The organism is Empedobacter sp. UBA7620 (genome assembly GCF_002484185.1).
Classification (GTDB): domain Bacteria; phylum Bacteroidota; class Bacteroidia; order Flavobacteriales; family Weeksellaceae; genus Empedobacter; species Empedobacter falsenii_C.
In genome coordinates this window covers 101,602-117,470 of sequence record NZ_DLJI01000009.1, presented here as the reverse complement: position 1 = coordinate 117,470, position 15,869 = coordinate 101,602, and the positions used below count along the sequence as shown (strand labels likewise).

Genomic DNA, 15,869 nt, shown 5'->3' with positions numbered 1-15,869 from the left:
AATTAAGATTATATCCAGCATTAATTATCCTTGTATTAGTCACAATGATAATTTTACCAATATTTTATACAGGAAATAATATATTTTCCGAAGCTAGTTACAGAAGTTATCCACATAGAGTCTTATCCTTGTATAAAGTACAATATGAGGTTAATCACGTATTTGAGACTAATCCATATCCTAAAGCAATAAATGGAAGTTTATGGTCGCTTAGTTATGAGTTTACAATGTATATAGTTTTAATGCTTTTATTTCCATTTAGAAAAAATAAAAGTAGTTTTATCTTGATTATACTTGGATTTATTATTTCATATGTCTTACACATTTATCGACCTGAATTTTTGTCTAAAATTTTATCAATAATTTATCTTGATTCAGTAGAATTATATCGTTTGTCAACCTATTTTTTAACAGGTAGTTTATTAAGTTTTATTGATTTAAAGAGAATAAATTCTTTTACTATAAGAGTTATGCTGTTTTTGATTCTTATAGCATCTTTGTATTTTAATTTTTTCAAATTTGTAGCACCTTTTGTTTTACCAGTTCTTATATTACTAATTGGTATTTTAAAAACAAATTATATTAGTTCGATAGGAGAAAAATTTGGAGATATTTCATATGGTGTTTATATCTACGGTTTTTTAGTTCAGCAATGTTTAATGAGTTATTTCAAATTAAATGTATTCGAATTGACATGTTATAGTCTAATTATTACATTTTTATTAGCTTATTTATCTTGGCATTTTATAGAAAAACCAATGCAAAAATTTAAGAATCTTATATTATGAAAAATGAACTTGCGATTATAATTCCTTATTATAAGATTGATTTTTTTGAACAGACTTTGCAATCAATATCTAAGCAAACTGACAAACGTTTTTCATTGTATATTGGCAATGATGCAAGTCCAAATGATCCATTGCCAATAATTAATAAATATTTAAAATCAAACGAGTTTAAATATTTCGATTACAAAGAAAACTTAGGTGGTGAAAATTTAGCTTTGCAGTGGGAACGAATTTTAGAAAATGTAACAGAAGAATGGTTTCAGATTCTAGGAGATGACGATATGATTTCTGATAATTTTGTGGAAGAGTTTTACAGGAATATTGATAAAATTAAACGAAATAAAATAAATGTTATTAAAGTTAGTCAAGTTTGGATTGATGAAAGTGATCTGTTTTTGAATGAGATAACATCTTTAGAAACCATCATTGATGCTAAAAAACATTTTTTAATAGAATACAATCATCAATTTAGATCAAGTCTATCAGAGCATTTATTTCATCGAAATGAATTTTATAAGTATGGATTCAAAAAATTTCCTTTAGCATGGCATTCCGACAATTTAGCTGTTTATGAAACAAGTAATTTTTCTAAAATATACTTTATAAACAATGCATTAGTTAGAGTTAGAATGTCTGACGTAAATATCTCAAATCGATCAGATGATTTACAAATTAAATTACAAGCAAGTCATTTATATAGGGAATACATTTTGTTAAATTATCTAGATTTTCTTCCTAAAAAATTAATATTAGAAGAACTTAGAAAATATAGAGAATACATTTGGAAAAATAAATTGGCATCTAATATATCTTTATTTAAATCGTATTTGAAAATTGGCGAAATTAGAAAAGCATTAGGATCTTTAAAATATTAGTATGAAAAGTGAACTTATTTCAGTTATCGTGCCTTGTTATAATCAAGCAAAATATTTAGATGAATGCCTACAATCAGTTTTAAATCAAACTTATCAAAATTGGGAATGTATCATTATTAATGATGGTTCTACAGACAATTCAGAAGAAGTTGCTAGAAGATGGTTAAATAAAGATTCTCGATTCAGATACTTTTATAAAGATAATGGAGGAGCAGGTTCAGCAAGGAATCTAGGATTAAAAAAATCGAATGGAACATGGATTCAATTTCTTGATGGAGATGATTTTATAAATAAAGATAAGTTGTCTTTAGTTGAAAAAGTAGAGCTTAAGATTAATTTTATTTATACAGATTTTAATTTGTATAGTAATGGTGAAATTTTGCCTCCATTTTGTGATTTGTCAAGGTATCAATTAACTATTTCAAATTTAATTACCTATTGGGACAATGGATTTAATATTCCTATTCATTGTCCAATAATAAAACGTGAATTAATTGGTGATTTACGTTTTATAGATGAATTTAAATTACATGAAGATTGGTTGTTTTGGATAATGTTATTTAATGATAAAGATGTTAATGTGAAATTCGATAATAACGCTTATGCTTTTTATAGAGATCATACATTGAATACTACAAAAGATCAAAATAAACTTGAATTAAATTCAAATAAAGTCTATAATTATGCATACAATACTGTTCTTAATTCTGAAAATAAAGCTATTTTATTTGCTTCAATTGTTTCAAAATATACAATCTCCAGAAGTCAATTATTTATAAATATTAAAGAACTAGATAAATTAAGAAATAATAAATATTTTAGAATGAGGAGGTTTTTATATAAAATATTAAAATTTTAATATAGAATTATGCTAAAAGTATCTGTAATTATCCCAAATTATAATCATTCTTCTTACCTTAAAGAGCGTATAGATTCAGTGTTAAATCAAACTTTTCAAGATTTTGAAGTTATTATTTTGGATGATTGTTCAACTGATAATAGTAAAGAAATTATTGAAGCATATAGAAATCATCCTAAAATTTCTCATATAGTTTATAATGAGAAAAATTCAGGTTCTACTTTCAAACAATGGAAAAAAGGAATAGAATTGTCAAAAGGAGAATGGATTTGGATAGCAGAAAGTGATGATTGGTGTAATTCATTATTTTTAGAAACTTTAATAAGTGATACCGATGATAATCTATCAGTCATATATTGTCAAAGCGTTACTTATTTGCCTAATAATTTACAATTAATTAGACACGATTTACATCCATATGTAATAGATATTGATTCAGATAAATTTATTAATGAATATCTATTAAAAGGAAATGTAATATATAATGCTAGTATGGCTATTTTTAAAAAATCAAAATTTTTAAAAATTACATCAGATGAATATACTAAATATAAATTTTGTGGAGATTGGATTTTTTGGTCAGAATTAGCGTTTTTGGGAAAAGTTAGGAGATATAATCGTTTATTAAATAATTTTAGAAAAACAGATGATAACAACGTAACTTCAAGAACAGTTAAATTGGGAAATAATTATATTGAAGATGTTAATGCTTTACATTATTTTAAAAATAAATATAATTGTAACCATGTAATTTATATAAAAGAACTTAAAAAATATTATTTTAAATCTAAAGAAATAAATTTAGAAAATCCTATTAAAAATAAAATTAAGGATAATTTTATTGAGATATTGGGTAACAAAAAAATTCTATTTTGGGATTTAAAGTATTTTAAAAATAAATTAATTACTAATATTTATAAAAAAATTAAAGAAAATGTTTGATTTATCAATAATTATAGCAAATTATAATAATGGACATTTCTTTAATGACTGTTATAAAAGTTTAATTAATCAAACTCATAAAGATTTTGAAGTAATTATAATTGATGATTGTTCGACAGACAATTCAATTCAAGTAATAGAAGAATTGGTTAAAGGGGATTCAAGATTTAAGCTTTACAAGAATGAAATAAATTTAGGATATCAAAAAACACTTATAAAGGCAATAGATTTATGTACAACAAATCTTTTTGGAAGATTGGATCCTGATGATGCATTAATTAATACTGCAATTGAAAAAAGTATAGATGCACATATAAAAAATCCATCATGTGGTTTGGTGTATTCTAACACAATTCATTGCGACCATATGTTAAAACCTTTAGAGGTAATTAAGGGTAAGCAAATTACCGATTTAATATTTTTAAATGGTGAAATTTCACATTTTGCAACGTTCAAAAAAAAATATTATTTAGAAACAGATGGTATTGATATTCATAATAAAAGAGCGGAAGATCAAGATATTTATATGAAAATGTGTGAAGTATCTCAAGTGTTTTATCTTGATGAAGATTTATACTTATATAGAATTCATAATAATGGTGCATCAACAAATAAAAATAGAAATAAAGCTTTGTTTTGGTATTGGGTAGCCATTATTAAAGCTGCTGAAAGGAGAAATATAAATGTAGAAGATGATTTTATAAGCAATTATGTGAGAATGTACAAATATCAAGATTTATATAATAAGTATAATAAATTATTAAATAATCGTTGGATAAAATTGGGTTTTAAATTGGGCTTAATTAAAAAATATAAATAAAATGAATACACCCTTTTTTTCTATAATTATACCTGTATATAATGTAGAAAAATATATTTATAGATGCGTAGAGAGTGTACTTAACCAATCTTTTTTAGATTTTGAAGTCATAATTGTAGATGATGATTCTCCAGATTATTCTATTAAAATTATTAATGAAAATTTTAGTGATAATCGTATTAAAATTATTTCTAAAAATAATGGAGGATTAAGTGATGCTAGAAATTTTGGCTTAGAGCATGCTTGTGGTGTGTATGTGTGGTTTATTGATAGTGATGATTATATTACAATAAATGCTTTAGAAAAGATATATAGTACTCTGAAATTAAATATCAATATAGATATAATAACTTTCAATATGAAAGTTTGTTTTGAAAATAAAAATAGAGAAACATATGTACTAGAAAATGCACCAGAGAATACAGAATTAATGAGTTCATATAACTATATACAAAAATATAATATATTTCCTTATAATGCGACATTACAATGTTATAAAAGATCATTTTTAATAACTAAAAATTATAAATTTACTAAAGGTATTTATTTTGAGGATATTTATCTAAACTTAGATATTTATAAAGAAGGCGCCTCTATTATAGGCATAAAAGAAGTTTTATATACATATTATAGGAGAGAGGATTCAATAACTTCAATGAGAATAAACGAAAATCATTTGATTTCTCAAATGAAGGTTTTAAAAAAAGTATATAACTTTTATATTCAAAATGATACACCTAAAAAATATTTCAAAGAACGACTAATAATTGAATACAATAGAATAAAAGCTCTTTATAATAATAATTTTTTAGATATAGATTATGGAATTATAAAGAATATTGAAATTCCTTCAGATAATAATAAGAGTATAGCTAATAAATTAGAAAGGTTATTTTTTTACTATTTTCCACTTTTTGTATTAAAATATCAAGTGTTATTTAGAAAAATGAATACGCTTGAAAATATATTATTTAAGAAATAATAATGAAAACTATTTATAGATACTTAGTTAATTTTATTTGTCTATTTTATTCTAATAATATTCGCCGTAAAAAGCGAAAAGAATTTTTACAAATTCCTTCTATTCTTAGAAAAGATTTTAAGACAAAAAAAAATATTAAAAAAATTATTAATTCCGAGGTAGCTGAAAAGTCTATTCTTATTGTAGAGCCTAATCCTTATCATTTTGAAATACAACCAGGTTATTGTAAATATTTTCAAGATTTAGGCTATGAGGTTGATGTTATAGCGCAACCAAATTTAAGAGAAGATTTTGCATATCAATATTATCCAAAAGTACCAAAGATTTATTATTTATCTCTGAAGTATCAGAAAAAAGCATTGAAACTATCAAAAATTAAAAATTATGATTTTGTCTTTTTTGCTACTTCTGTAATATCTTCTGATAACCTTAGGACGTCTTATGTCAATTGGCTTGGATTTGAACCGCAAGCAAAACATGGAATTTTTATGGTAGAACATAATGTAATCCCTTTTGTAAAAGACTATGGTCATGAAAAATACATAGAACAAAATAGAAGTTTTACATTGGCTGGTCAATACAATATTCCTATGCTAAATCCTCATTATTTTGGAAATATTAAACCAACTACACTATCGGGGAATAATATTTTTGTAGCAATTGTTAATGAAAATCAAAATATAGAACTATTATTTAATGCATGTAAGAATTTGATTAATCAAAATATTACGAATTTTAGTGTAATTATCGCTGGAAGATCTGTGGTTGATGAAATACCAGATAATTTACAAAATTATATCAGTAGGACAGGAATCATTAATTTTACAAAACTATGGGAAATTTATAATAATGCTGATTTTATTATTCCAATGTTAAATCCTGAAATAGACAATCAGTTAAGATTTAAAGATGGTTCAGTTACTGGAAGCTGGCAAATTATACTAGGTTTTTCGAAACCAGCTATAATTCATAAAGACTTTTCAAATTTTTATAGATTAAACAAAAATAATGCTTTGATATTTGAATCTAATTCTGAACTTTCAGTAATAATGAACAAAGCAATTAATATTAACTCATACAAATACAAATCGTTACAGAGTAATATAAAGGAATTATCTGATATTATTTATAATGAATCTATAAATAATCTTAAATTAAGTATCGATAATATAAGAAATAACTATCCTAAATGATCCCAAAAATAATCCATTACTGTTGGTTTGGAGGTAATCCAAAGCCAGAATCTTTTTATATATGTCTTGATAGTTGGAAGAAAATCTTACCCGATTATGAAATAATTGAGTGGAACGAAACCAATTTCGATATCAATTGTTGTGAATATGTAAAGTTAGCTGCTGAATCAAAGAAATGGGCATTTGTTTCTGATTATGCCCGTGCATTAGCTTTGTATGAAATGGGAGGGATTTATATGGATATTGATGTAGAAGTCAAGTTTTCATTAGACGAATTTTTAGTTCATCGCGCATTTTCAGGGTTTGAAATCAAAGGTTCGCCTTTTACAGCATTATGGGCTACAGAAAAAGGACATCCATGGGCTAAACGTGTAATAGATTTTTACAATGAAAAAACAAGTTTTGATTTAACAACTAATACTGTGTTTGTATCAGATTTGTTAGTAAAAGAATATGGCATTGATCCAAATCGAGATGAATTACAAGAAGGTAAAGATGGAATCGTAATTTATCCTTCTACCTATTTTTGTTTGGATTTACCTAAGAATTATGCATCTCATCATTTTGTAGGAACTTGGCATGATAGAGATTATCCAAACCCTTTCAAAGATTATGTCCATGCGTACTATAAAACTAGAGTTTTTTCAGAAATAGAGAATGGGAAAAAGGAAGTACATAATGTAATTTTTAATCATAAAATGATTGAGGTTGATAAAGTATTAAATCAAATACCTTTTAGAATGATCGTTAGGTATGTATTAAATAATCTTTTTAGTAAACGATAATGATTGCAATAATTTACGGCACAAGACCAGAGTTTCTAAAAGTTTATCCATTAATATTAGAAGCCCAGAAACGAAAAATTGACTTTATTACAATTAATACAGGTCAGCATACATCTATGCTAACAGAGATGGAAGATTTGTTTAATTTTAAGGCAAATTATAATCTAAAAGTTCAATCTAGTGAATTTTCAAATTCAAACCTTTTAGCTAAATTAATTAATGATATAGCAGAAGTAGTAAAAGAGGAATCTATTGAAAAAATTATAGCACAAGGAGATACTTTTACTGTTTTAGCATCATCTGTAGTTGCATTTGTAGAGAAAAGGAAATTTTACCATATAGAAGCTGGACTGAGAACTGATGATATACACTTCCCGTTTCCAGAAGAATATAATCGACGAGTAGTTTCATTAACATCGGATCTTAATTTCGCTCCAACAAGTTTAGCAGCTAATAATTTATTGGCAGAGAACATTAACGAATCTAAAGTTGTAATAACAGGAAATACAATTATTGATTTGTTACACTATGTTTTAGACAAAGAAAATGTCAATTTAGAGTATGGTAATGATGTTTTTATAACAGCCCATAGAAGAGAAAACATAGGAGAGAATATGTATTCGATTTGTAGTGCAATTAGAGAATTAGCGGAAGAAAACCCTGAAATAATTTTTCATTGGAGTCTTCACCCAAATCCAAATACTAGGAAATTTATTTTTGAAGCTTTTAAAGAGATCCCAGACAATATTAATTTTATAGAACCTCTAAATTATATTGATGCTGTAAAACTTATGGCAAAATCAAGATTATTAATCTCAGACTCAGGAGGAATACAAGAGGAAGCCCCAACTTTACAAAAAAGAATCATTATTCTTAGAGACGAAACCGAACGACCAGAAGTATTAGATTGTGGTTGTGGTATATTAGTGGGAGCTGATAAGGATAAAATAAAGAAAGAGTTTTACAAAGAATTAAATAGAAGTTCTAATACTTTTATTAATCCTTTTGGGAATGGTTGTGCTTCTCAATTAATATTTGATAGGATATGATTGTTGGAAAAGGATTGATCGCAAATTTATTTACAGAAGTAGATTTGGATGAGGTTGTTTTCTTTGCTTCAGGCGTTTCTAATTCTTCTGAAACTAGAAAGGGTGAATTTTTACGTGAACAAAATTTAGTTGAGGATACATTAGCAAATAATCCTGAAAAGTTGTTTGTTTATTTTAGTACATGCTCTATATACGACTCTTCAAAATACAATTCTTTGTACGTTTTACATAAATTGCATATCGAGGAAATCATCAAACAAAAAGCAAAACATTTTCTTATTTTAAGAGTTAGTAACGCTGTTGGAAGAGGAGGAAATCCTAATTTGCTAATGAATTATATATCTCGTCAAATTTTAAATGACCAAGAATTAGTTGTTCATCAACAAGCAACACGTAATTTAATAGACGTAGAAGATGTAAAAAATATTACGATGAAATATATTGCTTCAAAAGATTGGAATAAGATCATCAATGTGGCGTACACAGAGAATTTTAATATCCTAGAAATAATAGAGGTTTTTGAACAAATTCTAAATAAAAAAGCAAATAAAAATATTGAGAATAAAGGTGAACATTACTCAATAGATATACATGAGTTGGATTATGCATTTGATTTGAATGATAAAAATGATTATTTACATCAATTAATAGAAAAATATTATGAATGATTTAATATCCATAATTATTCCTATTTATAAAGTTGAAGCTTATCTACGTAATTGTTTAGAAAGTATTCGAAATCAAACCTACACCAATTTTGAAGTATTGTTAATTAATGATGGTTCTCCTGATAATTCTGAACAGATTTGTTTAGAATTTGAACAAAAAGATACTCGCTTCAATTATTTTTATAAAGAAAATGGAGGTGTTTCGAGTGCAAGAAATTTAGGATTAGAAAAGGCAGTTGGAAAGTGGGTTGTTTTTGTAGATTCTGATGATACTGTTGAAAAGAATTATTTGAATGATTTTGTTTTAAATATAAATGATGATAAAAGCTTGGTTTTACAAGATTTTATAAAAAAAATGGATAATGAATTAATATTTGGATTTCAAGGATATGAAAATATTACACTTAATTTGCCTAATGATTTAAATATTTTATTAAATAACTATAAATTAACTCAAGGTTACTTATGGAATAAGATCTTTAATAAAGACTTGATAATAAATAATAAATTAAGGTTTAATGATAATTTAAACTTTTGTGAGGATGAAATTTTTTATTTAAAATACATAGAATTTATAAATGAAATTAATATTATTTCAAAATCAAATTATATATATAATATAAGAAGAGAATCATTGTCTTTTACTATCCCATCATTTGAAGAATATTTAATTTACATAAATGAATTTCAATATTTTTTAGTTTATTTAAAAAATAATATTAGCAGTTCTGATTATTATAGATATGTTCAAAAAAAAATAAATTATAATTTTAATTATATATTTAATACAATAATTTTAAAAAATAAAAATCTAAGTAATAATATACTTATTAATCAATTAATAGAATTACGATTTATTTATGATAAATATTTGTATCTAATTCAAGCTAATACTTTAAAAGAGAGGTTTAAATTATATTTATTTAAAAAAAATTTTTTTAGAATTCTTATTATAAAAAGAAATATATGATACACTCAATTCTTTATTTTATTAAAACAAGACTTAAATTTACATATTACATATTGTTTAAAATAAGAACTGTATACAGAGCTAATTATCATAAAATAGTCCCATATGTTTATAATGATAATAAGTATAAAAATCATTTTCTAAATAATCAATTAGAAATAAAAAATCAGGAAAACTTTGTAGATAAAATTGATAGAGTTGTTTACTGTTTTTGGACAGGGAACAATGAAGTAACAAAAAATAGAGTAGAGAGCTTAGAGATTTTAAGAAATAATTTAGGAGTAGAAGTAAAGTTAATAACAATATCTAATTTAGATAATTATATTTTATCTGATTATCCTCTACATCCTGCTTATCAATATCTTTCTTTAGTTCATAAATCTGATTATTTGAGATGCTATTTTATGTATCATTACGGAGGGGGCTACAGTGATATTAAAAGAAATAATAGTAATTGGCAGCCTATATTTGAAAGCTTGGAAGCTGATCCTAGCAAAATGATTGCTGGTTATCCTGAGTTTGATCCTACGAAAATGGGAGGTAAAGATCTTAATAAAGAATTGAATAAAGATATATTTAAGTATTATAAATTATGTATTGGAAATTGTGGTTTTATATGTAAACCTTACTCACCTTATGTTGCAGAATGGTACCAAGAGTTGCATAAAAGATTAGATTACTATCATGAAGAATTAATAAAAAATCCAGGTATAGATAGAGGCTTTAATAAAGGGTATCCAATAGAATGGTTTGAAATTTTATCTAGAATAATGGTTCCTCTATCTTTAAAATATCATAACCAGATTATTTATGATAAAAGATTAATGCCTAATTTTGACGATTATTTATAATTCCATATTTATAAAAAATAGAATATTTTGAATAGATTCTTTGTCGTATAAAATCATTTAATTTTATACGGTCTCCACCTGTTATTTTAATTACAGGAGGTAGTTGAGTGAAATTTCTAATCAATAAACTCGAGCAATAATCAACTCTATTCTTTGAAGAGTAATTAAAGAAAAGTCCATCATCTTCAGCGTTTATTAGGTAATATGAATAGACGTTATTTAAATGTAATATTTTTTGAGCCGAAAGATGCATAGTAAAAGTTCGATCAAAAGGAGTGTTAATATTTTGTCTTATTTTGTCAAAGTCAGCATCTTTTTGATAGTATTGTCTAGGATTTTGGCTGTAAAGAGCATTTAGAAATTCATTTAGCCAATTCTGTATAAATAAGGAATTTTTTGTTGAAGCCATAAACCAATTTTCTATCATGGGCATACTATTATCACTAATCATCATATTAGGGTTATAATATCCTACATATTCAATTTTATATTTTTGTTGTATTTCAATAATCCATTCTAATGATTTTGTTAATATAGTTGTTATATCAATCCAAATTCCACCAAATTTGTTTAATAACATCAAACGTATTAAATCAGCTTTATGTTGAACACTAGGGAAATTAACATCTTTAGGGAAATCAGGTATGTATTCATAAAGATTAATCTCGTTTACGACAATATATTTAAAGTTTGAATTAATCTTACGATTTGATTCAACATAATTTATTATTTCAGAAGGAATATCGGTGTCGTTCCAATATGACCATATATACTTTTCAATATAATCATTAGTTTCTCCAATTTTTATTTTTTTCTTGTATAAAGAATTATGGCTGATTATTTTTTTATCACCAATATACTTTAATTTGATAAGGTTTATTTTATAAAAAAGTATCCATTGGATTGTTTTAAGTTTATCAATGTAATTACCCTTCATAACGCTTTTTAAAAATTTTAAATCCAATATTAGTAGGAAGATTTAATAACAAATTTTCTTTTTTTTGTTCTTTAGAAAAGTCTGAGCTTAAATAGTCTGAAAATGTAAGCGATGGAGCTTTCTTCATTCTATTATAGTTTATTTTATAATACTCCTCATCTTTTAACACCTTCCATTGCATTTGAATAATTAGTTTTTTAAAATTAACAATCCAACCTCGTATTAGTTTTTTACGATTAGAATCAGAAGTATTTCTATATGATTTAACAATCCATTCTAATATTGTTTGATGATTCTCTGAGTTTCTTTTTGTCCGATTAAATATAACAGAATTAGCATGTAAATAATAATTGTAAGTAATATTATCTATAATCGATAATGAATTGATTTTTTCCATACAATGAAACATCCACAATTCATCTTGAGCATATAATCCTGGAATAAAATAAATTTTGTTTTGCTTAATGAAATCTAAATCAACCAATTTATTCCACGAAGAAACAGGGAAAAAACCTTTACAATAAGCTTCAAAAATTTCTGAGTTAGTTTGATAAACTTTCTTTTTTGATAAAGTAGGAAATCCAAAATCTTTAGTAGATTGATCGAATGTATTCATCCAACGATTTTGAGAAATAACCATTTCCGTATTATTTATAAGAACATTTTCTACTAATTTCTCAATACAATCGACTGTGATATCATCATCACTATCCAAAAAATAAATGTACTTACCTATAGATTCATCAATTCCGCGATTCCTAACAACAGATAGCCCTTGATTCGATTCTAAATGAATAATCTTAATAGTTAGATTTGGGTTTGATTCAGAAAATTTTTCAATTAGTTGAAAACTATTATCAGGTGTACAATCATTAACCAAAATAATCTCTAAATGTTGATATGTTTGGTTTTTTACTGATTCTAAGCATCTGATAATGTAGTTTTCGCATTTATAAACTGGAATATTGATACTAACTAAAGGAGTGTTCATCTGATAGGTTTTATGAAACAAATTTAATAAAAAGAGATGAATGTTTTTTTACAATTTAGTATTCTTGTAATAAAGTAGTTAATACAACGAAAAGTTGTAAATTTACCAACTAAATCAAACTAAATTCTATGAATAATCAATATGATTATCTTATTATCGGTGCAGGTATTTTTGGAGCCGTATCAGCTTACGAGTTAACAAAAAAAGGATATAAATGTCTCGTTATTGAGAAAAGAAATCACATTGCTGGAAATTGTTTTACAGAAAGTATAGAAGGGATAAATGTACATAAATATGGTGCTCATATCTTTCATACAAATGATAAAAACATTTGGGATTATGTCAACCAATTTGCAGAGTTTAATCGTTATACAAATTCTCCAATAGCCAATTATAAAGGAGAAATTTATAATCTACCCTTTAATATGAATACGTTCCATCAACTATGGAATGTAAAAACTCCTGATGAAGCAAGAGCAATTATTGCTCAACAAGCGAACGAATTTGGAGTTGAAAATCCATCAAATTTAGAAGAACAAGCGATTTCTTTAGTTGGGTTTGATATTTACAATAAATTAATTAAAGAGTATACAGAAAAACAATGGGGCACAAAAGCAACTAATTTACCAGCTTTTATTATCAAACGTTTACCTGTTCGTTTTACGTATGATAACAATTATTTTAATGATAAATACCAAGGGATTCCAATAGGTGGATATACTCAAATTTTTGAGAAACTGTTAGAAGGAATAGAAGTTCGTCTTGATACAGATTACTTTGAAAACAAAGAATATTGGAATAATCTTGCTGAAAATATAATTTATACTGGACCAATTGATGCCTTTTTTGATTACAAATTTGGACAATTAAATTACAGAAGTTTACGTTTTGAGAATGAACTTCATGATCAAGAAAATTATCAAGGTGTAGCCGTTGTCAATTATACTTCGCATAATGAAAAATATACCAGAATAATTGAACATAAGCATTTCGAATATGGTACTCAATCCAAAACATATATCACAAAGGAATATTCTGATGATTGGAATTTGGATAAAGAACCATATTATCCAATTAATAATCAAGAAAATGATGAAATATTCTCAAAATATAAATCATTAAGTAAAGAAGTTTCTAATGTGATTTTTGGTGGACGATTAGCAGAATATAAATACTACGATATGCATCAAGTTTTTGGTTCTGCTTTAGTAAAAATGAAAAACATTCCGAATAAATACTAAATTATGTCAATAAATCAGCCTGCTATTACCTTGTTAATGTGTAATTACAATAATGCACATTATTTGAGAAAAGGAATAGAAAGTGTATTAGCTCAAACATTCGAAAATTTTGAGTTGTTAATTTTAGATGACTGTTCAACGGATGAATCTGTAGAAATTATTAAAGAATATGTTCCGAAAGATGAGCGCATATCTTTCTATCAACAGAAACAAAATGGTGGTTATGGACAAGCTATTTATGATGCAATTAATCTTGCAAAAGCAGATTATGTAGGTATTATTGATCCTGATGATGCGTTGGTGCCAGAAGCATTAGAAGTAATGTTATCTCGTTTACAAGAAAAACCAAATTTAGCTGGTTTATATTCTCAACATTGGATTTGTGATAAAGATCTTAATCCTGTAGAAGTTTGTAAAACAAGTACTAAAATTCCAAATGGAATGACTTATTTAGAATATGGAAAGTCTGCTATGACTCATTTTTTTGTGTTTAATAGATTGAAGTTTATCGAAAATGGTAACATTGACAGAACTATGAGAAATGCTCTTGATCAAGATTGGTATTATAAAGTAGAAGAAGTAGGTGAGGTAGATTTTGTAGAACAGCCTTTATATTTTTATCGTATTTCTCCGACAGGAATTTCTCAAGGTTTTAAGAAAAGTTATATAACCTATCGTGATCATCATATTATAAAAGAACGTGCACTAGATAGAAGAGGTATCAAAGGAAAAAAACGCAAAGAAATTTTAGGAAAATCAAGATCAGAAGTGATGTATAAAAAGTTTAATTACTTACTTAATGAGAAAAATCCTACATTTTTAATTCCTTTGATTGAATGTTTTTTTAGAAGCCCAATTTCTACAGTTCAGGCTATTTTATACAAAATGAAAAAATAATAAATGGATATCATTATAAAATCATTTAATCGTCCTTATTATTTGGATCGATGTATACAATCGATTATCAAAAATGTAACAGGTAATTTTCTAATAAAGATTGTTGATGATGGTACTCCAAAAGAATATTTAGATAAAATTGTAGAAAAATATGCAGTGGAAATTATTCCTACAATTAATTATAATCAGAAGTCTAAAAACATAAAAGAAGATATTGTGAACAATGGTTTTGCAGTACCTACGGAAAGTTGGAGAAAGGCAGTAGAAAATGCTTCAGATTATTTTTTAATCACAGAAGATGACGTTTGGTTTACCAAAGAAATTAATTGTAACGAATTGATTTCTGAAATGAAGTCTAACAACATTCATTTAACAAAATTAGGTATTTTAGGTATTTATTCTGATGATAACTATGCTGAAGTTAATTCACTTTCTAATCAATTAGAAACGACTTATCCTTTAAAAACATTTACATCTAATCCGTTTATTATGGATTTATTTATGTTTAATAAATTTAAGTTTTTTACCATCTTGTATAAATTAGGTTTGGTTGATAATCAAACTAAGCGTAAATATTGGATATTAAACTCTATTTTAATGGGAGTTTACCGAAAAGATTATTGGTTGTACATGTGGAAAGATTCTGTCAATTTGTTAGACGAAAAAATACAATTGCGTAATGCAGGAGTGTGGTTTGGGAAACACAAAAATAATAGAAATCTTATTGCAAGAACGAAAGAAGAGAAAATGAAAACAACCTTCAAATCTTCTGCTTCTGGACAATATCATAATTATGACATTCATTTGTCAGTTGATAAAGTAAACCAAATTTTAAACGAAGCTTGGTTAAATAACGAGTTTGATTCAATGCAAAATTATCCAAAAGATTTTTCAGATGATTATATCAAATCTTTTTTAGATAAAGAAAATCATCTTGATGCCCAATATGATGAATGGTTTAAATGGGCTGAAAAGTTTTGTCAACAATACAGAAATTTAGGAGCAGAAGTTGATAATTAAA

The 15,869-nt window shown here is 25.6% G+C and carries 17 protein-coding genes; 15 read left to right on the top strand and 2 right to left on the bottom strand.

Annotated elements, in window-relative coordinates; all coding sequences use genetic code 11:
• The 12 genes from B2217_RS01880 to B2217_RS01825 all read left to right on the top strand — a co-directional run.
• The coding region (locus B2217_RS01880) for an acyltransferase family protein (protein WP_291122033.1) at positions 1-788 on the top strand (788 nt) is incomplete at its 5' end.
• Positions 785-1,663, top strand: coding sequence for a glycosyltransferase family 2 protein (locus B2217_RS01875; RefSeq protein ID WP_180905845.1), 879 nt, complete (start codon positions 785-787; stop codon positions 1,661-1,663). The genes B2217_RS01880 and B2217_RS01875, both read left to right, overlap by 4 nt.
• A gap of 1 nt (position 1,664) precedes the next feature.
• Complete coding sequence (locus B2217_RS01870; RefSeq protein ID WP_180905846.1) at positions 1,665-2,522, top strand: glycosyltransferase family 2 protein; 858 nt, start codon at positions 1,665-1,667, stop codon at positions 2,520-2,522.
• Between the two features lie 9 nt (positions 2,523-2,531).
• Positions 2,532-3,464: a glycosyltransferase family 2 protein gene (locus B2217_RS01865; RefSeq protein ID WP_180905847.1), complete on the top strand. Its 933-nt coding sequence runs from the start codon at positions 2,532-2,534 to the stop codon at positions 3,462-3,464.
• On the top strand, positions 3,457-4,284 hold the full coding sequence (locus B2217_RS01860) for a glycosyltransferase family 2 protein (RefSeq protein WP_180905848.1): 828 nt from the start codon (positions 3,457-3,459) through the stop codon (positions 4,282-4,284). The genes B2217_RS01865 and B2217_RS01860 overlap by 8 nt, the downstream gene beginning before the upstream one ends.
• Position 4,285: 1 nt before the next feature.
• Entirely contained in the window at positions 4,286-5,266 is a 981-nt protein-coding gene (locus tag B2217_RS01855) for a glycosyltransferase family 2 protein (RefSeq protein WP_180905849.1), read from the top strand.
• 2 nt (positions 5,267-5,268) lie between these two features.
• The gene (locus tag B2217_RS01850) at positions 5,269-6,459 is read left to right on the top strand and encodes a hypothetical protein (RefSeq protein WP_180905850.1); all 1,191 of its coding nucleotides are present in this window, start codon (positions 5,269-5,271) and stop codon (positions 6,457-6,459) included.
• Positions 6,456-7,244: a glycosyltransferase family 32 protein gene (locus tag B2217_RS01845; RefSeq protein WP_038331106.1), complete on the top strand. Its 789-nt coding sequence runs from the start codon at positions 6,456-6,458 to the stop codon at positions 7,242-7,244. The genes B2217_RS01850 and B2217_RS01845 overlap by 4 nt, the downstream gene beginning before the upstream one ends.
• Positions 7,244-8,293: a non-hydrolyzing UDP-N-acetylglucosamine 2-epimerase gene (gene wecB / locus B2217_RS01840; protein ID WP_180905851.1), complete on the top strand. Its 1,050-nt coding sequence runs from the start codon at positions 7,244-7,246 to the stop codon at positions 8,291-8,293. The genes B2217_RS01845 and wecB overlap by 1 nt, the downstream gene beginning before the upstream one ends.
• Positions 8,290-8,961: an NAD-dependent epimerase/dehydratase family protein gene (locus B2217_RS01835; RefSeq protein WP_291122032.1), complete on the top strand. Its 672-nt coding sequence runs from the start codon at positions 8,290-8,292 to the stop codon at positions 8,959-8,961. Before wecB ends, B2217_RS01835 begins: the two co-directional genes overlap by 4 nt.
• Positions 8,954-9,931 (top strand): glycosyltransferase family 2 protein, encoded by a 978-nt coding sequence (locus B2217_RS01830; protein ID WP_280037849.1) that lies wholly within the window; start codon positions 8,954-8,956, stop codon positions 9,929-9,931. Before B2217_RS01835 ends, B2217_RS01830 begins: the two co-directional genes overlap by 8 nt.
• Positions 9,928-10,782 (top strand): glycosyltransferase, encoded by an 855-nt coding sequence (locus B2217_RS01825; RefSeq protein ID WP_280037848.1) that lies wholly within the window; start codon positions 9,928-9,930, stop codon positions 10,780-10,782. Before B2217_RS01830 ends, B2217_RS01825 begins: the two co-directional genes overlap by 4 nt.
• Here the strand turns inward: B2217_RS01825 and B2217_RS01820 are convergent.
• Positions 10,760-11,719: a glycosyltransferase family 32 protein gene (locus tag B2217_RS01820; protein WP_280037847.1), complete on the bottom strand. Its 960-nt coding sequence runs from the start codon at positions 11,717-11,719 to the stop codon at positions 10,760-10,762. The genes B2217_RS01825 and B2217_RS01820 overlap by 23 nt on opposite strands.
• Positions 11,709-12,731, bottom strand: coding sequence for a glycosyltransferase family 2 protein (locus tag B2217_RS01815; RefSeq protein ID WP_291122031.1), 1,023 nt, complete (start codon positions 12,729-12,731; stop codon positions 11,709-11,711). The genes B2217_RS01820 and B2217_RS01815 overlap by 11 nt, the downstream gene beginning before the upstream one ends.
• A 107-nt stretch (positions 12,732-12,838) precedes the next feature.
• Between B2217_RS01815 and glf the strand changes: the two genes are divergently transcribed.
• Genes glf through B2217_RS01800 form a run of 3 tightly spaced genes read left to right on the top strand, consistent with a single transcriptional unit; the run spans position 12,839 to position 15,868 of the window.
• Positions 12,839-13,951 carry a UDP-galactopyranose mutase gene (gene glf, locus B2217_RS01810; protein WP_291122030.1) on the top strand — a complete coding sequence of 371 codons (1,113 nt, stop codon included), beginning with the start codon at positions 12,839-12,841 and terminating at the stop codon, positions 13,949-13,951.
• A 3-nt stretch (positions 13,952-13,954) separates the two neighbouring features.
• Positions 13,955-14,848, top strand: coding sequence for a glycosyltransferase family 2 protein (locus B2217_RS01805; RefSeq protein WP_291122029.1), 894 nt, complete (start codon positions 13,955-13,957; stop codon positions 14,846-14,848).
• Positions 14,849-14,851: 3 nt separating this feature from the next.
• Positions 14,852-15,868: a glycosyltransferase gene (locus tag B2217_RS01800; RefSeq protein ID WP_291122028.1), complete on the top strand. Its 1,017-nt coding sequence runs from the start codon at positions 14,852-14,854 to the stop codon at positions 15,866-15,868.
• The last annotated feature ends 1 nt before the right edge of the window (position 15,869 follow it).